The sequence below is a fragment of the Serratia sp. TSA_198.1 genome, assembly GCF_052686505.1.
The window spans coordinates 166,171-188,443 of sequence record NZ_JBQZFP010000007.1 but is presented as its reverse complement, the minus strand read 5'-3'; the positions used below and the strand labels follow the sequence as shown (position 1 = coordinate 188,443).

The following is a 22,273-nucleotide window of genomic DNA, read 5'->3' as shown; positions in this document are numbered from 1 at the left end:
AAAACCTCCGCCAAGCGGCGGAGGAATAATATTACCAGCGTGGGTACCACCATGGGTATTGCTGTGGTGGGGAGACAACGACAGGCTTATTGATGTCTCTGCCATTGTTGAACACAGAACCTTGGGTCGATGTTATCTTGCCTTGATTATAAAAAGAGGTGCCTTTCCAGTTGATATTCTTGTCGGCTTGGATATTCCCGGTGTTATAGAAAGAAGTACCTGAGCTAGTAATGGCGCCTTTACTGGCTACCAGGCTCCCCGTGTTGGAGAAAGACGTGCCTGAGCTGGTAATATCTCCCTGGCTGGATATCAGCGTGCCGCTATTGGCGAAGGATGTACCCGAGTTAGTAATTTCATGGCGGGCCTGGATGTTACCACTATTAGAGAAAGCGGTATTTTTTAAAGCGATTCCACCATTACGTGCAATAACTTGGCCGTTGCGACTGTTTTCGACCGAAGTTGTACTAATGGTGACGTTATTTTCTGCACTTATGACATTGTCATTTTTAAGCAGGGTTGTTCTAAAATGAGCGGAGTCGTTAGCTTTTATCTCACCCGTATTCTCCAGAGATGTGGTTTGAATAAAGGAATTGGCACCAGAGAGTAGCGTACCCTTGTTTACGATAGAGGTGGTTGAAAGCATCAAGTCACCGCCATCAGTAACCAACTCACCCTGGTTTTTCAGGCTGATTGGGCTTTTGGCAGAGCCGTTATTGCCGCCAATGTTAACGTTGTTATTACCGTTGTTATTGCCAGTGTTGTTGCCGACGTTGTTATTGCCATTGTTACTGCTATTGACGCCAACGCCCTTCTCATCGGCGATTAAGGTGATTTTTCCTGCATACATGCCGCCGAGTTGGGAAACATCAACCAAAACCTCTGGCGCCCGATCTTTGCTTTCCAGGTTGGTATAACCGGTCAAATCTGCCTTGACGTTTTTCTTGCCGGCCAGCACCAGCAGGGTTTTGGCTCGCACTGCGGCATTGATATTTTCTGCACGGGCGATCACGGCTGTGTAATCAACGTCACCTTTTTGCAGCCCTTTTCCTTCAAACGCTACCGTACCACCCGTAACATTATAACCCGTGAACTGTTTATCCTTGAATTGCAACTCGCCGGTTGTCAGCACGCCGGTGCCCGTATTGATAAACCCGCAGCCGTTACAGGTTATGCCGGATCGGTTAGCGACGATAACGTCTGCCTTTTGGCCTGCGACTTCAATCATCCCATTCAGCAGGGTTCTGTCGCTAGAGTTGATTTCGTTCAGGATCACTTTGGCCGCGCCCGCACCCAGGTTCGGGTTAGCATTGACGGCACCAGCCAGTTGGCTTTGAACGGCGCTTTGCGCATTATTCAATACAACGCCCTGGCTACCCACGTCAAACTGGCTGTATTGGTTATGAGATACGCCATCCCGACCCGGCTGATTGATATTCACTACCGGCACATTATTGGCGGCGAGGTTGATATTGCCGTTGACCGGCTGAATAGTGGTGTCTGCAAAAGCGGCTCCGCCACTGAGGCAAAACATTATCATTGCCGAAAGGCAGGAAATTTTCCTTGGGAATTCCATTTTATCACTCCATAGATATAAAAGCTTTATAATACTGATTAGACAGTTGGCCTGGTTTCAGCTGTGCGCCTGTACACCTAAAATTAAGTGGCGCAAATAAATGACTGAGCCCAGAGGAAGTAAAGTACCATGCAGTATTATCTGATGAAATCTTATGGCGGCTATTCTATTGCAATTGAAGTATTGTTCTGGGTTGGCGGTTTTTTTTGGTGTTTGTTTTGTTTCCTCTACAGAGAAAACCAAGTAATTATAAGTTTATTTCACCTTATGTATAAAATAGGTGCCTCTTTATATTGCTTTTTTTTGCTGCCGGTAAAAACATCCAGAGTAAGGCAGTGTTTTTTAAAGGAAATGGGCGTTTCTCTGCGTGCCAGGTTGCTTAAGCTTATCGGTGTCACTTTTCGGTTGTTGTAAACGTGATGCTGTTAGTGACAGAAATATATGATTTATTGACCTGTATGACGTTTTTGATAACAAAAGTTCTTGCTATTTATAAGGGTATTTCTCACAGGATAATGCCATTACATACACTTTGTATTGAAGAATGTTTTGCTTATGGAAGCTTGAACAACGAAAAGTTGCTTCTTTTATGCAGCGATCAGACAGGCACTGATCGAGGTGGAGAACATGTTTAATTTATCGTAAGAAAGCAGAGAAGCATCGATGGCCTGATGTGCGGCTGGTGATGATGAACTCCCGCACCCTGCCGGCAGGCAACGCGAGCCGTTCTCTCGAAACCCGGCATTGGCACTGGTGTGGAATTCAGGTGGGACCCGCAACAATGTGGAAACAACGAACGCTAACAGAGAATAACATAAGCAGCACCTTGCCTTTAGCTATCAGTGGCCAGCTTGTTTACTCTTAAAAGAGTAGTCTGAAAGAGAAAGTCTTTTTAATTCATAGAGTAATGTTTATTTTGTTAACGGGCAGTTTTTGACACGCGTAGGTTGATCCAGGTTGCTTCATCAATACCCTTGGACACCCTTTATTCTTTTGTTGTAGTATTGTGATATAAGAATTTTCCTAGTTAATTTTTTAACGGTGAGGCTAGGGCAATATTTTTACTTATTTACCGATCTTTTGATGGAATATAAGTGGATAAATGAAATTTATAATTAATAAAAGAATTGTCTTTCATGAAGATAAATCTACGATAGAGTTACTGGATGACACTATCGAACCCGTTATGCTCACAGCCACTCTTTGCAGGGTATTATCTTTGTTGGTTAAGAATAATAATTTGCTGCTGACACGGGAATTTATTTTATCGAGTGCCTGGGATGAGTATGGCAAGTCGTCTACCCACAGCAACCTGAATAACTATATCTCAATGATCAGGAAGATATTCAATTCATTTGGTGAGAGTGATATTATTGTCACTGTGCCTCGGCAAGGCTTTATGTTTTCTGCCGATGAAGTTAATACTATGGGGGTTGAGAGCACGGTGTCCTCTGCCATCGATACTATGCCTGTCACCACGGTAGAGAAAAAGTGGAAACCGTTGGGGTTGCTTGCGTTGGCGTTACTGGCTATGGCGCTCATTATGGTAACGACGTATTCTTTCTTTGATAAATATGATCCTGCTGACTATCGCCCAATAGGTAAGGTAGGTAGCTGCACCATAGATGTTTTGACAGTGTCACATTATGTCAAGCATGACAGCGATGAGTTGGATGCAATCAAACCCTTGATCGAGTCAGCAAAATTCAACTGCAATGTACCCGCAACTGTCTATTATTTTAACACCAAGATGTTGGTCAGCAGAACCGGCATGAAAAACGCAATATCTTTTCTGGCTTACTGCCCTTATTCAAGGCCGCAGGGAGTAGAAACTCAGTGTGAGAACATTCATGAAATTGTTAATAAAAAGTAATTATAAAAAATACATAAGCATTATCATTGCTGTGTTGTCAGTATTTGTTATTGTTGGAATAACTTGGTTATTCTATGATTTCCATAACGTCCCTGCGTGTAAATCAGTAATAAAAATTATCCGGCCGATTAACGGCGAGAAAGAGGAGAGCCTGCTGCTGCTTAGTGTGGTGCCCTCGGGATTTCGTGAGACAACGTTTGTCATCAATGGGCATGCTTCCGCTGGAAACGGAGGTTATACGATATCAAGAGTGATTGAAGCCGATTACACCTATAAAAGCGGTTATTACCACTTTACCGTCAAGGACGTCAAAAAACAGCCGGCGGATAACATCGAGCAGGATGAAGTGAGCAAAACGATACCCATATTAAATAGCAAATATTTTTTGCTAAAAATTGAACGGCTGAGCAACAACAGTTTTGTTTTTACCGGTAACCGGGCACCTGCATTTATTTGTACCAAGACCACCAGGTAAACCACGCCCCCATAATAGCACTTCGGGGGCAGAGTGCTATTATGGGATTGTTAGGGATTAACTAACCTGGCTGAAGGAAAAATTTTTCATGGGCTTATCTTGTTACGGCGATTTTTATGCGTTTTTATTGTTTGTTCTCACTGACGTACTCCACTGCACCTTCCTCCCCTCTAACTTTTTACATAGCTGAATTCGCAAGCGGCGGAAACATCCAATGGGCAGTAAGCGAGTACTGATGCGTGGGATGCTAGCCCTTTTTGCTGAATATTGAAGTAATAATAAATATTAGCTTTTTCCTCGCAGGTATAGTGTGTGGAAATGATATTTTCAAGCTGCTTGGGTTGCATTCCATTGTACTTGATTGAGTAGATATCACAGTTCTTGTATTGCCCCAGATTGGTAATGTTGCTGACCGGGATTTGTTTATAAGCCATGCTTAAAAAAAACGGTAGCAGTAATATAACTATAATGATAGCCATTTTCTGTAACATGGTTTTTTTTAACCATGAATTAGCGCGTTTTCGCTCTTCTTTGGAGCCATCAGGCCTAATGTCCTCTTTTTGTTCGAGCTCAATCATGATATCCGTTTCTGACAGTATTGCATTGGCCTCTTGCCTGACTATCTTTTTTGCGGTGAATTTAAACCCCTGCCGTGGGTAGGTGATTATAAGTTCTTCCTCATCAAACTTTGCTAATGACCTTCTCAAACCAGAAATATAATTGTTCAGGTTACTGTCTGTCGCCTTAAGCCCATAATCCTCCCATACCTCATCAAGCAGCTGTTTACGTTTAATGAGCATGTCATTATTTCTCACGAAGATAGACAAAAGCCTGCACGCAGGCTTGACCAACAAGATCGTGTTACCTGGATCGTCAATGTTTTCCAGTGTTCCTTCATATTCATTGTATTTAATCTGCTTGTTTATAACGAAAATCATTTTAGTAAAGCCTCGTCTTTTCCTTGAGAGGCCTGATTCTGCTATTCCCGATTCCTTTTTTCAATAACTCCACTGGGTTGGATGTAGGATTAATCTGCTTTTTTGTCACGTATTAATTAAAACCCCCTCCATAAATATTTACGTTCTTATATATAACTATAATTGTTAAATAATTTTTGGAATTTAAATATATATTTTTGGTATATTTGTTTATTAAATTCCGTAATTTTGTATATTAACACTATAATATTCCAAACGGTTGGTGGGTTAGGTACATTGTAGTGGCTGGCGATGAGCTGGTCGAAAATAGAGTTGATAGGATAAAGCTTAGGCTAAACGGGTTTTCTCTACTCTCTTCAACACATTTGAAAATTGACTATCGATGTCTTCTTCTTATAAAGGAATGTAAGGGCTTTTTATGAAACTGAACAAAATTATGTTGGCAGCAGTACTGGCTTTGGGCGCAACTTCCATGATGGCGCAAGCTGATATTAAAAACCAGGGTCGCGGCACCGTAACCTTTAAAGGCGCAATTATCGACGCACCTTGCTCTATTACCCCGGAAACCGTAGACCAGACCGTTAACCTGGGCCAGGTTTCCAACGTGGCGCTGAAAGACGGTGGTAAGTCCACGCCGAAAAACTTCCAGATCAAACTGGAAAACTGTGATTTGAACCCAGGTGGTACAGGGGGCGTCGGTAAAAATAACGCCGTTTCTATTACCTTTAGCGGTGCGGCGTCTTCATCTGATTCCAATTTACTGGGTATTACCGGCGTTGCCAAAGGCGCCAGCATCGCAATTACCGATGGTTCCGGTGAGGTTATCAAGCTGGGTAAAGCAACCAACGCACAGACTCTGCAAAATGGCAATAACACCCTGAGCTTCGCCGCTTACCTGCAGGGCAACAAAGCCTCTGGCGCAGTTGTGACTCCGGGCGAATTCCAGTCCGTGGCTGACTTCACCCTGGCTTACCAATAAGCCCGGCGGTGGTGAAATGAATTCAGCATGCGGGTTTGCCCGCATGCTTTATTACCGGAAGACACATTTTTGAATAGGGAATATTCAATGAATCATTTTCCTGGGAAAGTAATGACCCCCTGCATATTGACTCTGTTGTTATATATCAGCAGCGCTCAGGCCGCCCACCCGACACAGGGCTGGGGACGCGTCAATATGCAAGGGGCCATTATTGATACCGCCTGCGCCATTGCCGCCGGCAGTAGGGAACAGGTTATTGATATGGAAACAGTTCCGGTTGCGAATATTATTCGTGATGGACAGGGAATGACTAAACCTTTCTCTATTGAGTTAATAAACTGCGTGTTAACCCGGCCCAATAATAATTTACCGGACTGGAAGCACTTTCAGGTGACCTTTGATGGTGAAGCGGATGGCGTATTGTTTGGTGTGCGAGGTGAAGCAAAGGGCATTGCCCTGCAAATTGCCGACGGGCAGGGAAATATTGCCATGCCAGGGAAACCTCTGCCGCTCGGTAATATCTCATTAGGGACTATGCAACTGAATTATGCCATGCGGCTGGTAAGCAATAGCCAGTCATTACGGGTCGGGGCTTATTCCTCTGCGGTACGTTTCAAGCTGGATTATTACTGACACGGATAAAAATTATTAAATAACAGGGTAGATGGCTATGGTGTTTTTTCCTGCAGGGACGCGGTTTCGTATTCAGTTATTAAGGGCCTGTATTTGTCTGGCGATAAGTTCTGCCGCGCCGCTGGCTTTTGCCGATGACGGCATACAGTTTAATACCGACGTGCTGGATGTGAACGACCGGAAAAATATCGACCTGAGCCAGTTCTCCCGTAGCGGCTACATGATGCCGGGGACCTACAGCCTGACGGTGAACATCAATAAAAATGAGCTGCCGGAGCAGAGCGTTCCTTTTTATCCGCCTGACGATGATCCGAAAGGCAGCCAGGCCTGTCTTTCACCGGCATTGGTGGACCAACTGGGGCTAAAGGCGGATGCGATGAAAGGGTTGCGCTGGTGGCACCAGAACGAATGTCTGGACATTACCAGCTTGAAGGGCATGGAAGCTCGGGGCGATCTGGCCACTGCGGCACTGTACTTGAGCATTCCCCAGGCTTATCTGGAGTACGCCTCGGCGGATTGGGATCCGCCTTCGCGCTGGGATGAAGGCATTCCGGGGCTGTTGTTTGACTACAACCTCAATGGCCAGACTCAGCGCCAGCAGAGGGACGGCTCACAGCGCTATAGCCTGAGCGGTAACGGCACTACCGGCGCCAACCTGGGGGCCTGGCGGCTGCGCGCCGACTGGCAGGGGCAGTTTAACCGCCAGACCGGTAGCGGCCAGGGCACCGACCAGCAACTGGACTGGAGCCGCTATTATGCCTACCGGGCGCTGCCGGCACTGCGTTCGCGGTTGACGCTGGGGGAGGATTACCTCAACTCCGGCCTGTTCGACAGCTTCCGCTTCAGCGGGGCCAGCCTGGTGTCGGACGACAACATGCTGCCACCGAATCTGCGCGGTTATGCGCCGGAGGTTGTGGGGGTGGCGAAGACCAACGCCAAGGTGACCATCAGCCAGCAGGGCCGGGTGATTTACGAGACTCAGGTGGCGGCTGGGCCGTTCCGCATACAGGACATCAACGATGCAGTGTCAGGTGAGCTGGATGTGCGGGTGGAAGAGCAGGACGGCAGCGTGCAGGCATTCAAGATGAACACTGCCAGCATTCCGTACCTGACCCGGCCCGGCTCGGTGCGCTACAAGTTTGCCGCCGGGCGTCCGTCGGATTGGCAGCATCATACTGACGGCCCGCTGTTCGGTACCGGCGAGTTTTCCTGGGGGGTGAGCAACGGTTGGTCACTGTACGGCGGTGCGCTGGGCGGTGGAGATTATAACGCGGCGTCGTTGGGTATCGGGCGTGACCTGATGGCGCTGGGCGCGCTGTCGTTTGACGCCACCCAGTCGCGGGCGCGTTTGCCGCAGCAGGACGGCACGCTGAGCGGCGGCTCGTACCGCCTGAGCTACTCGAAGAGCTTTGACGAACTGGACAGCCAGGTGACCTTCGCCGGTTACCGCTTCTCGGAACAGGACTTCATGAGCATGAGCGAGTATCTGGATGCTCGCCATGAGGGCCGCCGGATGGGCAATAACAAGGAGATGTACACCATCACCTTTAACAAACAGTTCCGGGATGCGGGGATCAGTTTGTACCTGAACTACGACCACCAGACCTACTGGGATCGGCCGGTCAATGACCGTTATAACCTGACGATGTCGCGCTACTTCGATATCGGGCGGTTCAAGAACCTGAGCCTGTCGCTGTCTGGTTACCGCAACAAGTACAACGGCAGCAATGATGATGGCATGTATCTGTCGCTGTCTATGCCGTGGGGTAACGGTGCCAACCTCAGCTACAACACCACGGTAAACGGGCGTGATACCACCCACAGGGTGGGGGTTTACGACCGGGTTGACGAACATAATAACTATCAACTGAGCGCAGGCAGCTCACGCTCTGGCGCCAACCTGAGCGGTTATTACAACCACGAGGGTGATATGACCCAGATGAGTGCCAACGCCAGCTACCAGGAAGGCAGCTACAGCGCGTTGGGCTTCTCCGCACAGGGCGGGGCCACATTAACACCACAGGGCGGCGCATTACACCGTATTGGCATGCCGGGCGGCACGCGTTTGCTGCTGGATACCGGCGGCGTGGCCGGGGTGCCGGTGCGTGGTTACGGCAGCACCAGCAACACCAACATGTTCGGCAAGGCGGTGGTGACGGACGTGAGCAACTACTACCGCAACCAGGCCAGTATTGATCTGAACAAGCTGGGCGACAACGCCGAGGCGACCAAATCGGTGGTGCAGGCCACCCTGACCGAGGGCGCGATCGGTTACCGCAAATTTGACGTGATCGCCGGGGAGAAGGCGATGGCGGTGATCACCCTGGCAGATGGCAGTACGCCGCCGTTCGGCGCCACGGTGATGAACGCCAACAAACAAGAAACAGGGATAGTGAACGACGGCGGCAGCGTTTATCTGAGCGGCATTCAGGCCGGTGACCGTATGACGGTGCACTGGAGCGGCGCGGCGCAATGCGCCATCAGCCTGCCGAAGGTGCTGCCGGACAGCACGCTGAGCAACCTGCTGTTGCCGTGCCAGGCGCTGCCGGCCGACGAGTCAGACGCAACCTAAGCGCAGACACCCTATTTGAATCAGCAAGAGAGACTTTTTATGAAAACGCATTTTGTCATCAACAAACAATGCCTGACCACCGCCGCCCTGCTGGGCGTATTGCTGGCTCCGCAGGCGCAGGCAGCGATCGCGCTGGACCGCACCCGCGTGATTTTTGACGGTGGCCAGAATTCGGTCAGCCTGAACATCAGCAACCAGAACAAACAGTTGCCGTACCTGGCGCAAGCCTGGTTGGAAGATGGAGAGGGCAATAAAGTTCAGAGCCCGCTGGTGGTCCTGCCACCGGTACAGCGCGTGGAGCCGGGCAAACCGAGCCAGGTGAAAATCCAGGCGCTGCCGGCGGCCAAACAACTGCCGCAGGACCGCGAGACGTTGTACTACTTCAACCTGCGGGAGATTCCGCCGAAGAGCGACAAGCCGAACACCCTGCAGATAGCGCTGCAGACGCGCATCAAGCTGTTCTATCGCCCGGCGGCGATCGCGCCGCAGCAGAACGCAGCGCCATGGCAGGAGCAACTGACGCTGACAAAACAGGGTGATAAGTACCAGGTAAATAACCCGACGCCGTACTACATCACACTGGTGGATGCCGCCAGCAAAAAAGGTGTGGAAGGGGCGAAGGGGTTTGAGCCGTTGATGGTGCCGCCGAAGGGCAATATCTCCGTGGGCGTCAGCGCCGCAGCACTGGGCGGTGCGCCAGTCCTGACCTACATCAACGATTATGGCGGCCGTCCGCAGTTGACCTTTAACTGCAGCGGCAGCACTTGCCAGGTGGTGCCGGAGAAAGACAAGTCATAAAGCCGTAAGTCGGGGCAGGTGAACAGGAGGAAAGACTATGCAACGGATAAGCAAAAAATGGAGTCAACACCTGCCGGGTTACCGCGACTGGCAGTACTACGGCACCCTGGGCGCATTGGCGCTGATGGCGCCGATCACGCTTGGTGCGGTGTTGTTACTGTTGCCGAATGCCCACGGGCAGGCGGTGGATAATTGGTATACCGATGGTGCCAACGGCGTGTTGCAGGTGCACGGTGCATTGACCGAAAGCGCCTGCCGGCTGGAGATGAGCAGTGCTCGTCAGGATATTCAGCTAGGTGAAACCGGCACCGGCAGGCTGCAACAGGTGGGTGACCGGGGTACGCCGGTGGGCTTTGAGCTGCGTTTGCAGGACTGCCTGCGCAGCCCGGCGGGCAGCCGCGATAGCCGCACTGGGGCACTGACCTGGGCAGCGCATCAGCCGGCGGTGACAGTAAGCTTCAGCGCGCCGGCGGACGTTAACAATCCGCACCTGGTGAAGGCGCAGGGCGTCTCCGGGCTGGCATTACGCCTGACCGATCCCTTGGGGCAGGACGTGCGGTTGGGTAGCCGCGGGCAACCGCTGCTGCTGACGCCGGGGCAGAACACGCTGGCGTATATCATAGCGCCGGAGCGCACCCGCGCGCCGCTGGTAGCGGGTGCCTATTCGGCATCGGTGGATTTTCGGCTGAGCTATGACTGATAAGGAGTGGAGCATGCGGCAGGCAAAATGTGCAGTGAGCAAGCCAGCATGGCGATCTGTGTTTGTTTCTGTGCTGCTGCTTTCGACAGCGGCGTTCAGTACCGGTAGCGATGCGGTCACCAACCTTAATATTTCCGGCACTATTATCGCCCCGCTATCCTGCGTGATTAATGGTAGCCAGGCAATTTTTGTGGACTTCGGCAACGATCTGGTGACGACGCGTGTTGATGGAAGTAATTATATGAAGACAGTGGATTACATACTGACATGTAAAAACAATGCTTTCAACGCAATCAAAATGAAGATCGAGGGCAGCGTTACGGCGTTTAATAACAGCGCGTTGCAGACCGAGCAGACCGATCTGGGGATTGAGCTGCGCGCCAATGGGTTACCGTTGCCAATCAACAGTTGGCTGAATTTCACCTACCCGAACAAGCCGTTATTGCAGGCGGTACCCGTTAAGCGGGCTGGTGGTACTCTCAGAGCGGGTGACTTCAGTGCAGCGGCAACCCTGATGGTGGCTTACCAGTGAACAGAGAAAGGAGCAAGAAAATGACATTGCTACGCTGTTTCTCCGTTGTGCTGTTGCTGGGAGGAGGGCCGGCCCAGGCTTATCCGAACATGGCGTTTTTCGGCACTTTAAATGCACCGCCGCCCTGCATCATTAATAACGGTGAGCAGGTAGACGTGGATTTTGGCGATCGGGTTGGGGTGAACAAGGTTGATGGTCAGAATTATATACAAACGGTGAACTACCGCATCAGCTGTGAGCCGGGCACCAGCGGTCTGGTGATGGGGCTGAAAGTGACCGGTAGCCCCACCGGCTTTGATGCCGCTGCGTTGCAAACCAATATCACCGATCTGGGGATCCGCTTGTTGCAGAATGGTCAGGTTTTTACGCTGAATAAGCGCATGGATATCGACGCGACTAACCCACCTGTACTGCAGGCGGTACCGGTAAAAAAACCTGGCGTTGAGTTGAAGGCCGGTATCTTTACGGTGACGGCGACGCTGTTGGCGGATTACCAATAGGAGAGCGTTATGCATATAACAAAAATCATGCTTATCGTCCTGCTGACGAGTACAGTCATCATGCCGGTGGTAGCTGCGGATAATATGCGGTTGCATGGTGCATTGGTGGAGGAGCCTTGTACCCTGCAGCCGGGCGATGAAAGCGTGGAACTAGATTTTGGCACTATAGTGGACAAATACCTGTACCAGTATCAGCGCACGCTTAGCAAGCCGTTTCAATTGCACTTAGTGGATTGTGACACCAGCTTGGGTAAAACGGTGAAGATCAGTTTCGGCGGTACTGAAAGTGCAGCATTGCCTGGCCTGCTGGCGCTGGATGCTGGCAATCAGGCACAGGGTGTTGCTATCGGCTTGGAAACAATAGAAGGACAATCGTTGTCGTTAAATATATGGGGCCAGAACAGATTATTGAGTAACGGAAATAATATTATTGCTATGCAAGCCTATGTGCAGGGCGAACCTGCTGCTATAGTAAATAAAACTATTCGATTGGGGGCGTTTTCAGCAGTAGCGATTTTTACGTTACTTTATGAGTAGTTAATGGCATATTTAATTTACATTCATTGAATAAGTGTTTTGTTTTTTGGTGGGGTATTTTAAATTCATTAAGATCTATTTAAAATGTTGCTCATCATGAGTTGCAGTCTATTTGATTTTTTTGTGTAAAATGAAATTAATCTAAGGATTGTGAGGGTATGTTTTTTAATATTATATTGTTTTTTTTGTCTTTGATTTTCACTTCTACATATGCACTTGCAGATCTTACTTCTAACGTTATGATTTCAATAACAGTAAGAGAGTCTTCGTGTGTTGTAAATGATGGTGGAGTGATGAATGTAAGCTTTGGTAATAATTTGCTTGAGTCTAAAATTGATGGGAGTAATTATTTGAAGAATATAGACTATAAATATAAATGTAGTGGGTCAGAGAGGCGAGCTATGAGAATGAAAATACATGGCGTGGAGAGCGGATTTGATCAACGGGCGTTGCAGACTAGTAAAACCGATCTCGGTGTGGTCTTTTTTGCGAAAAATGAACCACTAGCAATCAATGAGTGGTTTTACTTTGATGGTTTCGATAATATTAATTTACAGGCGGTACCTGTAAAGAAGTTAGGGGCTAAATTGGATGAAGGGTATTTTTCTTCGGGATCAACCCTGATAGTGGACTATCAATAATAGGATGGGATAATGAGGCTTATTTCACTTTTATTAGGTTGTGTTTTTTTTGTTTTTTTTATTGTATGTAATAATGCCCAGGCTGGGGCATATGTTAATTTAATTTCCATGCTTCCAGGGCGGGTCGTTTTAGAAATAACTGCTTGGGATGAGCCTGAAGGGATCCCAAATCCTTGCTATGGGTATCAACAATGTTATGTTGGACCGGATGTGATGTATAAATCTTGGAATCCTGGTTTAGATGGTTCATGTCGAGTGGCGAAGGCATGCTTGGAGGGGGCACAAAAATATAGAACCACTGCGGATGTAAGACGCGCCTACCTCGCAATTAAAAAATTACCATATAGAGCAGAGTTTCCTATAGATTATGAGGCTACTTGCGTGGGGTTAATGTATGCTGGCTGGTTAACCTCCGGTAGGAATGGTGATGGAAAACCATTTCCAAACTCTTTTTGTGGGAAATTACCACCGCCAAATCAAGTTTGCTCTGTAACTATGAACTCTGCGATAATAGAACATGGGACATTACTTAACTCAGAATTAAATGGCTCAAGGAAGGATATTTCAGGTTCTGTGAGCTGTGCTATTCCTGAAAAAGTGAAAATAACGGCTTTCTCTGCTGATTCTGGCTCGAATGATGTCAGGTTAGGCTCGCAAGGTTTATATGCAAAACTTTTTGTTAATGGTAAGCCGGCTGCTGGAGGTGATGAGGTATCGATAAATGAAAGTAATGGTACATCTTCTTTTATGTTTTCATCTGTTTTAAATGACTCGGGGAGTAATATACGCGCCGGAAAATATGTTGGAAATGCTATAGTTGTGGTTAATTTTATGTAACGTTAATTCCTCTCTGAGGGTGGTATAAGATATTCATCTTGAGGCTCGTAAGTGATTTACTAATGAATACGTTTGGTTTTATACGGTTTTTAGAGCTCAGTTAGATAAATTCTGTATATTTCGACATTGGTCAATTATGCATTGCCTATAAGATACATAATGGTGACATAGTAGTATATAAATGTCGGTACTGATCTAATGGATGTGGTGGAGTTCTCACACAGTATCCGCATTGACGTTAATTACGGCGTGCAGAACTTATGATAATCCATCGAAATTACTCTGTGAGCATGTTTACGTTGTAACGCTAACATTATTATATGATGCGGAATCATGCTAAATACCGAGGGGTTATGTGCTACTAACTGTAATTATAATATTGAGTTGGAAAGTTGAAGGTTTCCAATATGGCGTCCGATAAAATTATTTTTTTGGTGGTTTTTTATGAGTGAAATACCAGAGGTGAGGCGTTATTTACTGCTTGGCGTCGCTTTTCTTTGGGCTGGATTTTTAATGCATCTCCATATCAAAAATATGGGCGGATGGGTTTAGTCCTGCCGCAAAATATTCTCAGCTGGAGCATGATGGCACTGCTTGTCATGATTATCTGGCTGGGTGTGGGTTTTAGAAAATGCAACATCATAATTACCCCAACAGCTAAGCTATTTTTTGTCGCCTTAGTGCTGTTGGTTATTCCGTTGTTTTATACCCGACCCGAATGGCGAGCGGCGTAGCTATCGGCATGGAAACCCCGCAAGGGCAGCCCTTGCCGCTGAACCAGCAATCCGGGGCCTATGCGCTGACCGACGGCAGCAACGTGATTAATTTGCAGGCTTATGCGCGCGGTGAGCCAGCTGCGATAACCCATAAAACGATTGGTCGCGGGGTCTTTGCCACTTTTACACTGGACTATGAGTGAATTGATATGTGCAACAAGATGAATATTGGCAGAGGTATATTGGGTCTGCTGTTCATATTTTCTTTGATGCTTTTTTCAAAGAATTCTAAAGCATACGACACCAATATTGAATGGGATTTACGGGGTAACGATTTATACTACGTCATTACTTCTGCGAATGACATGAGAAATCCAGGTAACCTCAACTGTGGGTGGGGGGGGTAAATTTTATGTGATGTTAACATTAGACGGCACCGGTAATCCTGCTAAAGTGCAATGGAAGGACTATGTATACAACTTGAGGGGAACGCAGACCACTAGCAAAATTATTAGAGAGTGGAGTTACGCTCTGCCGAGAAGCGGCGTTATTGTCAACTGGCTCGACCAGGAGCAGGTTGCCAATGAGAACAGATGTATACTTTTATACGCTGCCAGCGACTCCGGCGGTCTGTCTATGTTCGGCGACTCTTGTTCGGGAACTATAACTCCACCACCCACTGAACCGCCTTTGCAGCCGGTATCCTGTTCGATTGGCGGCGATATTAATTTGGCGCACGGCGTGCTAAATCAAGATAACGTAAATGGCAACACCAAGAGCGTTTATGCGCAGGTAAGCTGCAACCGTGAGGCCACCGTAAAAATAACCGCACGGGCAAACAATGGCGGTGACGTAGTGACATTACGCTCGGACGGCAGCTTGAAATCAAAACTGCAGGTCAATAATATTGCAGGCGCAACCGGTACGACGGTGCGGGTACCCGGCGGAAATGGCGTCTCAGTGCTTTTTTCATCGACGTTAAGCAGTAACGGTAATGTTTCCGCAGGTGATTTTTCTGCTTCTGCAGTAGCCGTGTTGGCGATACTGTAATTATAAATTTTATTTCACGTGCATTTATAATGCGGTAATTACCGTTCTGATGCTGTTTGTAATATATATTGAAAATAAAATTACAAGTTAAATATACTTTTCTGGTTATATTTATGCGAATATTTCGAACGACGGGTGATTATTTTATAATTATTGTTTCTGGGCTATGGTTCGGATTGGCAATGCATCGTTATCTCCCCAATATGGGGGGAGGGAGTTTAGCTCTGCCGCAAAATATTCTCAGTTGGATCATGATAGCACTACTTGTCATGATTATCTGGCTGGGCGTGGGTTTTAGAAAACGCAACATCATAATAACACCCACGGCTAAGTTATTTTTTGTCGCCTTAGTGCTGTTGGCGATTCCGTTGTTTTATACCCGGCCCGAATGGCGGGAGGCGGCATTGTGGCGCTGGGCGGGATTATTCGGCGGATGGGTTTTCTATTTTTCCTGGCTGCAAACGGAGATATCAAAACGAACGCATCATTGGCCGTTCTACGCCATTTTACTGGCTGTGGTGGTGCAGGCATTTATCGCATTGCTGCAACTGTTTGGGCTGGGGAACGGGATCCCGTACCCGTTCATCGGTGGCCGCCCTTATGGGGTATTCCAGCAGGTCAATCTGCTGGCCAGTTTCACCGCTACCGGTCTGGTTTTGGCATTAATGCTGTTTCTCTTGCCCGATTTTAGCCTGCGGGCAAAGCGGTATGAAAAGCTGCGCCTGATGCTATTGGCTCTGCTATTGGCGGTATTCCCCGCTTTACTGGTGTGGCTGCAATCGCGCATTGGCTGGTTGGGCGGCGGTGCGGCCGCACTGTTATTTATTGTCGCTCACGCAAAAAAATACCCGTGGCGCAGCGTTGTTGTGACGGTAACGATGTTACTGGGTGTGGCAATTGGCGTTGCGGTGCTGAGTTGGGGCGGCCCGATTGGCGCCGTCAGCCATGCGGGCTCAGACAGCGCACGTGGCGTCATGCTGAACACCTCGCTGGCGATGATTGCAGGCAAGCCATTGATCGGTTGGGGTTATGGCGGTTTTGAGTACAGTTTCCAGCATTTTCGCGCTGCATTAGGAGAGTCGACGCTGGGGGTTGGGGTGGCTGTACACCCTCATAATGAGCTGCTGTTCTGGTGGGTTGAAGGCGGGGTGTCGGGCTTGCTGGGCATGTTGCTGCTTTTGTTTGCCGGGTGGCGTTTGGCAGGTAAGGCCTGGCACCAAGCCTGTTCGTCGGGAAAGGGTATCGCGCTGGCGCTCTGTTTTGCCTTGTTGCCCATGGCCATGCATACCCAGACGGAGTACCCGTTTTATTTATCGACGCTGCATTGGGCCGTTTTCCTGCTGTTGTTGGCGATGTTGGATCGTCAGGTTACGCCAACCCATGAGCGTAGTGCGCTAAGCGCGGTTGGCCGGCGAGTTCTCGTTATTCTGCTACCGATAGGCGCTCTGCTCGCCCTGATCGTGATGTTGGCCGGTTTGCAGGGCGGTATGGCCCTGACGCGGGCCGAACAGAATAAATTTACCGATATGCGTGAAGTCGCCGTCATGCCCCCTTTAGCCAGCTGGGTGCAAAGTGAACGCCGGCAGTTTGATCAACAGGTCTATGCATTGCTGTTATTCAACCAAACACAGGATGAGGCATTGCTATCCGGCTACGCGTACTGGGCCAACGGCTATTTGAAAAAACATATAGATAGAAATGTATACGCCAGTTTGTACTTGATATTGAAGCATCAGGGGAACAACACGCAGGCCGAAAAGCTACGGCGGCAAGCAATAGCCTTTTTCCCAGATGATCCGCGGTTTATGTAAACAGGAGCGTCATTTAAAAGGAGGGAAATAGAGATGTCAGTGAAAATATCTATCATAGATAATAATCTATTTTTTGCAGAGGGGTTGAAATATGCGTTATCAGAATACTTCACCCTGAGGGGAAAAACCGTTGAGTTTTTAGCAGAAGAAAACAGTAACGCCGCCGTCGATCTAATTTTTATTTCGCAGTCTGAATCAGGAAGTGTGACCTATTGCGACAGAGGTGCGCACGAGACGGCCGTTTCCCCGTTGTATATCGCTATACGTAAAATAAAACCTGCCAAAACGACGAAGGAGAATACATGCTCTCGTGAATTAGGGGTCTTAGATTGTCATGGCGGTCTTGAGGCTTTGTTTCATCTGTTGGATGACAAAATTTGGCGAATGAGCATAATTAGTGCTGCAGCAACGCCCTGTTTTTTTTGCTTAAGCAGAAGGCTCAGTGGTAGAGAGAAGGAGGTTGTCTCTTATCTCCGTTTAGGGGTTAATCAAACGCAAGCGGCAAAGTATATGCACTTGAGTGTGAAAACCGTGCATACATATAAACAGTCTGTGATGCGCAAGCTTAATTTCAGAAAGAGGAATGACCTGTTTAATTGGTTGTTGAGGGAGTGAAGTGATATGTTTATTTTGAAAGGGAATTCTGTTTTGTTGATTGCTGTTGTTTTTTTATTGGCCTTAAGTGTCTTTTCTTTTTACAAGCATCTGTCTTTGGCTAAAAAAAGAAGGGTTATTTTCCCGCGCAGAAAAACAAACTAACTTGATGTTTTTTTAATTATATAGCTATCATTTTTTGGGGTGATTATGCGTATGCATAATAGGGTGTTTATTTCTTGAAACCCCGATCACCCCCCATTTAATTTATCGCGTTACTTATCTTTTCGTTTGTACATGGTATCGGCCCCCTTATTGGCATTGCGCTATATCGATATTGGGCTGAAGATTGCCTGTGGCTCACTGGGTCGTTTTCCTGCCATTGTGAAGCTGGTGCATGCGGTACTGGCCGCCGCGTTTGCGGTTCCCGCTGTGGGTTCATACCCGAAGGGCTGCTATCCGAGCCGTGCAGGGCTTATTCCAGGCAATTAGAAGTGCCAGGAAGTCTGCAACCAAATGCGGGGGGTTTGTGTTGGTGTGGCGATACTGTTGCTCTGCGCAATAGGCCATGCCGCCACTATGTTGACTTCGATACCGGGGATATCGCTTAACGGCAATACATCTCTTTCGAGAACGGTGTCTGAAATCACTTGTCCGTTTTTCATCCCTGCGACCGATTTTTGCAACAGCTTCGAAATTACGCGGGTGTGGTTATTCAGACGCAGCTGGCCAAAGTTACCCTCGGCGATGGTTATACGCACCCAACCCCCTGTTACGTCTTGTTTAGGTAAATAGGCTTTGGCCAGGACGTAACCTTTCTCTTGGTAATAGTGAGTAATGATCTGAGCGGCGTTTTGCAGATCCTTTAGCGCAAGTTTTTTTTCGCTAAAACCCTTCAGTTTTTTTAGCAGGTCTGGCGTTTTTAATGCCCCGTTGTCCTCGATGATAAACCCATGCACTAAAATTCTGGGGGCGTCATTCTTCTACGTTATTATTGATTTTTTTGGTGTTTTTTATTTCAGTCGCTGAATCTGAGGGCGGCGGTAGTGTTTGGCGTTCCTGTTCGACGTCACGCATGACCTGGCCGGCATTAGGAATAGCCGCTAAAGGTTTTGAAAAAGTTAAGGTTATTGCCACGGCCAAATAAATTTTTCATAGGTGATTAGTGGTTGTTATGAGCGGGGGAGATTCGTTCTTGTTTTGATCTGCAAATAGGCAATAAAAACCGGCAGACAAACTGTCTGCCGGTTGATGCTTACTTAATTGAACCTGGGCGCATATTGATGCCTGCCAAAGGCAGCTTTTCAGACTCGCCCGAGACTTTATTGCCGGTTAGGTAGCCGAAATTAACGCCCGCCAGGCTGCCGACGTGTTGGCCCGCCGCTGGCGTTAACGGCTTAATGTTACCATTAAACATCGAGCTATTTATTTTGCCGCCGTTCTTGCCGGCGAGGCCGCCGAAGAAGGTACCGTTTCCGCCGCTGAGCTGCCCGGCAGCCGAAGAGTTTTCAATCAACGCTTCATTTTGTCCCGCTAATCCCCCCACGTTGCTGTCTCTGCCGGCGGTGACTTTCCCCGAAGCCTTGGCTTGCGAAATACGGTTGGATGTACCCACGGCATGGATACCGACCACCCCACCGACATAGCTTTCCGCCCCGCCGATAACATCGCCCGTTGCAGAGACCTGAGACAATGTACCGTTGTTATACCCCACTAAACCGCCGCTGTAGCTCTTATCTCCGCTAGTGACGCTAACAAGCGCTTGTGTATTGGTGAGGGTCCCGCGGTCGTTATTGCCCACCAACCCGCCAATACGGCTGTTACTGCCTGTACTCACGGTGCCTTGGGCGCTGGCGTTATCAATGTTACCGCCAATATTATTGCCCACCAGACCGCCGACGTTTTGGCCACCGGTGACAGAGCCGGATGCCTTGACGTTTCTCAGTGTCATCCCGTTGTTTTCGCCCACCAGACCACCGGCAGATGCGCTGTTATAACCTGTGACGTTACTGTTGGCTTGTGCCGCAGCAATCGTCCCCGCCGTATGCAAGCCAATCAAACCGCCAACCAGACTGTTTTTTCCTGCATAGACGTTCCCGTAGTAAGCCACGTTCGATAATTCGCCGTGATTGTGGCCGACTAAACCGCCGATATTGGCGTTGGCACCGCCAGTCACAGTGCTTCTGGCTTCGGATTGTTGCACTTTGCCAGAGTAGTTATTGCCGATCAGCCCCCCCACATTGGCCGAGGCAAGATCCGACACGTTACCGCTAGCCTTGGTGCCAGTGATTGTGCCGTGCAGATTCCAACCTACCAGCCCACCGATGGCGTCAGAACCCGAGCCATTGACCTGGCCGCTAGCGGCGGAGTTATTAATCGCGCCGTTGTTCAGGCCGATCAAGCCGCCAACATAACTGCCTTTTCCTGCGCTTACGCTGCCGGTAGCAACAGAATTGGCGATGTACCCTGGTGCAGTGCTAAAGCCTGCCAGTCCGCCAACGCTAAGATCAGAACCTTTAGCCGTGACATTTCCGTGGCTGGACGAATTATCGATTATTCCGTCAAAATTCACGCCAACCAGTCCGCCAGCGCCGCCTTCGAACTTACTGTTTTGCATGGTTCCAGATACTTCAACATTTGCCTGGCTGTTGCGTATGAACGCTTTGTTGCCAAAGTTCACGCCCACCAGGCCGCCGATCGATGTTGTTTCGCCATTGCCGATTACCTTGCCAGTAGCGGAAGAATTGACGATCGCACCCTCGTTCCTGCCGGCTAATCCGCCTAGCTCACTACCTTTGCTGACAGACACATTGACGGCTTTAACGTTGATAATCTCACCTTCATTGCGGCCCACTAATGCCCCAACTGAAGAGCCTGTGTCCTTGCCGGCCACGGTCAATGAATCCAGCGTCAGATTGCTGATTTTGCCGGTAGAAGCACTGAACAGCCCGCTGTGAGGCCCTTTGCTGTCAATCGTCAACCCTTTAACGGTATGGCCAAGGCCGTCGAAAACGCCGCTAAAGGCGGCTGAACTGCCGATGGCTTGTACCTTGCCGTCGTGGGTGATATTAGTGCCCAACACGTAACGGCCGCCCAGTCGGCTGTCGATATCCAACAGTTGCTTCAGACTTTGTACTACTTGATAATTTTCGCCATTGGCACTGAATGCCGCGCCGGAGCCGGACAGGGTGATTGCTGCGTCGTTATTCAGCGCATAACCCGTTTTGTGGTTCAGTTCCAATGCTGCACCGGCACCCGTGGCGTCGAGTGGGGCATTGAACTGGATGCCTGCACGTTCGGCGGTCAGCGACAATGTATTGCCGTTCGACCAGTTCACTGGCGCAGAGACGGAGACATTTCCCTCGGTACTGGTCAGGGCCACATTATTGTTTGCCAGGCTGGTTCCCAGGGTTGCGCCATTCAGCGTGCCGTTATCGGCGACGTTGACCTGGGCTGTGGTCACCTTCCAACTGCCGGTTTTTCCGTTGGCCGCTCGGGTGGTCACCTGTACGGCGGGTTGAATCATCACGTGTGCGCCCCGGGTTTCAATCATGCCGCCATTGCCTGCGGCCGCGCTGGCATCCAGACGACCTCCGACGCTCAGGGTGCCCGTATCGCCGCCATCCAGCATAATGCGACCGGTTTGATTGTTGAGGGTGGTTGCTTCGATAGTCCCTTGGTTGTTCACCACATTTTGCAGCATGCTGCTGGCCGTTTTAGCTGTCATCAGCACCTGGCCGCCCTCGGCCTTCAGCAAGCCGCCGTTTTGCACCAGTGCATTCACCGCCGTGCCGTCTACCTGCAGGTTCAACAGTTTGTCGCCGTCAAAGTTCAGCGTGATGTCATCACCCGCGCCCAGCGCGATGCTGCCCATCTGCGCCTGAATAACGCCCTGGTTGCTGACGCGGGCGCCCAATAGCGCCACGCTGCCTGACTGGGCGGCGGTCAGAGTACCCTCGTTACGCACTTCCGCCTGGGATTGGCCGACAAAGTGATTCTTTCCGGCCAGGAAATCGGCATTGCTGATGTCACGCGTCGAGGCCACCAGCCCACCCACGTTCACCTGGGCGTTCTTGCCGAACACCACGCCGTTCGGGTTCACCAGGAACACTTTGCCGTTGGCGTCGATTTTTCCCTGGATATCGCTGCCGTTGACACCCATCACGCGGTTCAGCGCCACCGAGTTGCTGCCCGGCTGGTTGAACTTCACGCCTTCATTGGCGCCGACGCTGAAACCGTCCCACTGCGTGATCAGCTTGTCGCTTTGCTGATTGATGGTCATCTGCTGGCCGTTAGTAGAGACAGCGCCCTGACCGGCAACGATATTCTGCCCGGTCGGCAAGGCGTAAGCCGGCTCCAGCGCCACCAGGCCCAGCAGCGACAGCGCCACCGCCAGCCGGCGCTTGCTGCTGCGCTTGCCGCGGCGGCTGTTGTTTTCGCTGACCACGTTCCAGCACTCTTGCGCGGGGTTCCATACCAATGCGTAGATTTTATTCATTATGATTTCCTTGTTT

The 22,273-nt window shown here is 49.4% G+C and carries 21 protein-coding genes; 17 read left to right on the top strand and 4 right to left on the bottom strand.

The annotated features are described in order from the left end of the window. Positions 1–31: 31 nt before the first annotated feature. Positions 32–1,573 carry a filamentous hemagglutinin N-terminal domain-containing protein gene (locus ACUTSW_RS22400; protein ID WP_445585403.1) on the bottom strand — a complete coding sequence of 514 codons (1,542 nt, stop codon included), beginning with the start codon at positions 1,571–1,573 and terminating at the stop codon, positions 32–34. A gap of 129 nt (positions 1,574–1,702) precedes the next feature. Between ACUTSW_RS22400 and ACUTSW_RS22395 the strand changes: the two genes are divergently transcribed. The 3 genes from ACUTSW_RS22395 (at position 1,703) to ACUTSW_RS22385 (ending at position 3,921) form a co-directional block, all read left to right on the top strand. Beyond that, entirely contained in the window at positions 1,703–1,987 is a 285-nt protein-coding gene (locus ACUTSW_RS22395) for a hypothetical protein (RefSeq protein ID WP_445585402.1), read from the top strand. Between the two features lie 688 nt (positions 1,988–2,675). Beyond that, positions 2,676–3,446 carry a winged helix-turn-helix domain-containing protein gene (locus tag ACUTSW_RS22390; RefSeq protein ID WP_445585401.1) on the top strand — a complete coding sequence of 257 codons (771 nt, stop codon included), beginning with the start codon at positions 2,676–2,678 and terminating at the stop codon, positions 3,444–3,446. Next, positions 3,424–3,921 carry a hypothetical protein gene (locus ACUTSW_RS22385; protein ID WP_445585400.1) on the top strand — a complete coding sequence of 166 codons (498 nt, stop codon included), beginning with the start codon at positions 3,424–3,426 and terminating at the stop codon, positions 3,919–3,921. Before ACUTSW_RS22390 ends, ACUTSW_RS22385 begins: the two co-directional genes overlap by 23 nt. A gap of 170 nt (positions 3,922–4,091) precedes the next feature. On the opposite strand, the gene ACUTSW_RS22380 is transcribed toward ACUTSW_RS22385, so the two are convergent. Next, entirely contained in the window at positions 4,092–4,859 is a 768-nt protein-coding gene (locus ACUTSW_RS22380; protein ID WP_445585399.1) for a winged helix-turn-helix domain-containing protein, read from the bottom strand. A gap of 418 nt (positions 4,860–5,277) precedes the next feature. Between ACUTSW_RS22380 and ACUTSW_RS22375 the strand changes: the two genes are divergently transcribed. The 14 genes from ACUTSW_RS22375 to ACUTSW_RS22310 all read left to right on the top strand — a co-directional run bounded on the left by ACUTSW_RS22375 (position 5,278) and on the right by ACUTSW_RS22310 (position 17,780). Beyond that, complete coding sequence (locus ACUTSW_RS22375; RefSeq protein ID WP_445585398.1) at positions 5,278–5,838, top strand: fimbrial protein; 561 nt, start codon at positions 5,278–5,280, stop codon at positions 5,836–5,838. Positions 5,839–5,925: 87 nt separating this feature from the next. After that, complete coding sequence (locus ACUTSW_RS22370) at positions 5,926–6,471, top strand: fimbrial protein (protein ID WP_445585397.1); 546 nt, start codon at positions 5,926–5,928, stop codon at positions 6,469–6,471. A gap of 37 nt (positions 6,472–6,508) precedes the next feature. Then, positions 6,509–9,043, top strand: coding sequence for an outer membrane usher protein (locus ACUTSW_RS22365; RefSeq protein ID WP_445585396.1), 2,535 nt, complete (start codon positions 6,509–6,511; stop codon positions 9,041–9,043). Positions 9,044–9,082: 39 nt separating this feature from the next. Then, positions 9,083–9,841 carry a fimbria/pilus periplasmic chaperone gene (locus tag ACUTSW_RS22360; protein ID WP_445585395.1) on the top strand — a complete coding sequence of 253 codons (759 nt, stop codon included), beginning with the start codon at positions 9,083–9,085 and terminating at the stop codon, positions 9,839–9,841. Positions 9,842–9,878: 37 nt separating this feature from the next. Then, positions 9,879–10,541 (top strand): fimbrial protein, encoded by a 663-nt coding sequence (locus ACUTSW_RS22355; protein ID WP_445585394.1) that lies wholly within the window; start codon positions 9,879–9,881, stop codon positions 10,539–10,541. Positions 10,542–10,554: 13 nt separating this feature from the next. Further along, positions 10,555–11,073, top strand: a complete 519-nt coding sequence (locus ACUTSW_RS22350; protein ID WP_445585393.1) for a fimbrial protein — start codon at positions 10,555–10,557, stop codon at positions 11,071–11,073. 20 nt (positions 11,074–11,093) lie between these two features. Further along, positions 11,094–11,573 (top strand): fimbrial protein, encoded by a 480-nt coding sequence (locus ACUTSW_RS22345; protein WP_445585392.1) that lies wholly within the window; start codon positions 11,094–11,096, stop codon positions 11,571–11,573. 9 nt (positions 11,574–11,582) lie between these two features. Further along, positions 11,583–12,110, top strand: a complete 528-nt coding sequence (locus ACUTSW_RS22340) for a fimbrial protein (RefSeq protein WP_445585391.1) — start codon at positions 11,583–11,585, stop codon at positions 12,108–12,110. A 158-nt stretch (positions 12,111–12,268) separates the two neighbouring features. Beyond that, the gene (locus ACUTSW_RS22335; RefSeq protein ID WP_445585390.1) at positions 12,269–12,751 is read left to right on the top strand and encodes a fimbrial protein; all 483 of its coding nucleotides are present in this window, start codon (positions 12,269–12,271) and stop codon (positions 12,749–12,751) included. A gap of 12 nt (positions 12,752–12,763) precedes the next feature. Beyond that, positions 12,764–13,588, top strand: a complete 825-nt coding sequence (locus tag ACUTSW_RS22330) for an MrpH family fimbial adhesin (protein WP_445585389.1) — start codon at positions 12,764–12,766, stop codon at positions 13,586–13,588. A gap of 718 nt (positions 13,589–14,306) precedes the next feature. Next, positions 14,307–14,507 (top strand): fimbrial protein, encoded by a 201-nt coding sequence (locus tag ACUTSW_RS22325; RefSeq protein WP_445585388.1) that lies wholly within the window; start codon positions 14,307–14,309, stop codon positions 14,505–14,507. A gap of 214 nt (positions 14,508–14,721) precedes the next feature. After that, positions 14,722–15,354, top strand: a complete 633-nt coding sequence (locus ACUTSW_RS22320) for an MrpH family fimbial adhesin (RefSeq protein WP_445585387.1) — start codon at positions 14,722–14,724, stop codon at positions 15,352–15,354. 113 nt (positions 15,355–15,467) lie between these two features. Further along, the gene (locus tag ACUTSW_RS22315) at positions 15,468–17,165 is read left to right on the top strand and encodes a Wzy polymerase domain-containing protein (RefSeq protein ID WP_445585386.1); all 1,698 of its coding nucleotides are present in this window, start codon (positions 15,468–15,470) and stop codon (positions 17,163–17,165) included. A gap of 33 nt (positions 17,166–17,198) precedes the next feature. Then, entirely contained in the window at positions 17,199–17,780 is a 582-nt protein-coding gene (locus ACUTSW_RS22310) for a response regulator transcription factor (protein ID WP_445585385.1), read from the top strand. A gap of 467 nt (positions 17,781–18,247) precedes the next feature. Here the strand turns inward: ACUTSW_RS22310 and ACUTSW_RS22305 are convergent, their stop codons facing one another. After that, positions 18,248–18,718 (bottom strand): POTRA domain-containing protein, encoded by a 471-nt coding sequence (locus tag ACUTSW_RS22305; RefSeq protein WP_445585384.1) that lies wholly within the window; start codon positions 18,716–18,718, stop codon positions 18,248–18,250. A gap of 296 nt (positions 18,719–19,014) precedes the next feature. Beyond that, entirely contained in the window at positions 19,015–22,257 is a 3,243-nt protein-coding gene (locus ACUTSW_RS22300) for a two-partner secretion domain-containing protein (protein WP_445585383.1), read from the bottom strand. Between the last annotated feature and the right edge of the window lie 16 nt (positions 22,258–22,273).

Bases quoted from the DNA above. Each gene is read 5' to 3' on its own strand.
- ACUTSW_RS22400 (WP_445585403.1), bottom strand. From the start codon at position 1,573: ATGGAATTCCCAAGGAAAATTTCCTGCCTTTCGGCAATGATAATGTTT.
- ACUTSW_RS22395 (WP_445585402.1), top strand. From the start codon at position 1,703: ATGCAGTATTATCTGATGAAATCTTATGGCGGCTATTCTATTGCAATT.
- ACUTSW_RS22390 (WP_445585401.1), top strand. From the start codon at position 2,676: ATGAAATTTATAATTAATAAAAGAATTGTCTTTCATGAAGATAAATCT.
- ACUTSW_RS22385 (WP_445585400.1), top strand. From the start codon at position 3,424: ATGAAATTGTTAATAAAAAGTAATTATAAAAAATACATAAGCATTATC.
- ACUTSW_RS22380 (WP_445585399.1), bottom strand. From the start codon at position 4,859: ATGATTTTCGTTATAAACAAGCAGATTAAATACAATGAATATGAAGGA.
- ACUTSW_RS22375 (WP_445585398.1), top strand. From the start codon at position 5,278: ATGAAACTGAACAAAATTATGTTGGCAGCAGTACTGGCTTTGGGCGCA.
- ACUTSW_RS22370 (WP_445585397.1), top strand. From the start codon at position 5,926: ATGAATCATTTTCCTGGGAAAGTAATGACCCCCTGCATATTGACTCTG.
- ACUTSW_RS22365 (WP_445585396.1), top strand. From the start codon at position 6,509: ATGGTGTTTTTTCCTGCAGGGACGCGGTTTCGTATTCAGTTATTAAGG.
- ACUTSW_RS22360 (WP_445585395.1), top strand. From the start codon at position 9,083: ATGAAAACGCATTTTGTCATCAACAAACAATGCCTGACCACCGCCGCC.
- ACUTSW_RS22355 (WP_445585394.1), top strand. From the start codon at position 9,879: ATGCAACGGATAAGCAAAAAATGGAGTCAACACCTGCCGGGTTACCGC.
- ACUTSW_RS22350 (WP_445585393.1), top strand. From the start codon at position 10,555: ATGCGGCAGGCAAAATGTGCAGTGAGCAAGCCAGCATGGCGATCTGTG.
- ACUTSW_RS22345 (WP_445585392.1), top strand. From the start codon at position 11,094: ATGACATTGCTACGCTGTTTCTCCGTTGTGCTGTTGCTGGGAGGAGGG.
- ACUTSW_RS22340 (WP_445585391.1), top strand. From the start codon at position 11,583: ATGCATATAACAAAAATCATGCTTATCGTCCTGCTGACGAGTACAGTC.
- ACUTSW_RS22335 (WP_445585390.1), top strand. From the start codon at position 12,269: ATGTTTTTTAATATTATATTGTTTTTTTTGTCTTTGATTTTCACTTCT.
- ACUTSW_RS22330 (WP_445585389.1), top strand. From the start codon at position 12,764: ATGAGGCTTATTTCACTTTTATTAGGTTGTGTTTTTTTTGTTTTTTTT.
- ACUTSW_RS22325 (WP_445585388.1), top strand. From the start codon at position 14,307: ATGGCGAGCGGCGTAGCTATCGGCATGGAAACCCCGCAAGGGCAGCCC.
- ACUTSW_RS22320 (WP_445585387.1), top strand. From the start codon at position 14,722: ATGTTAACATTAGACGGCACCGGTAATCCTGCTAAAGTGCAATGGAAG.
- ACUTSW_RS22315 (WP_445585386.1), top strand. From the start codon at position 15,468: ATGCGAATATTTCGAACGACGGGTGATTATTTTATAATTATTGTTTCT.
- ACUTSW_RS22310 (WP_445585385.1), top strand. From the start codon at position 17,199: ATGTCAGTGAAAATATCTATCATAGATAATAATCTATTTTTTGCAGAG.
- ACUTSW_RS22300 (WP_445585383.1), bottom strand. From the start codon at position 22,257: ATGAATAAAATCTACGCATTGGTATGGAACCCCGCGCAAGAGTGCTGG.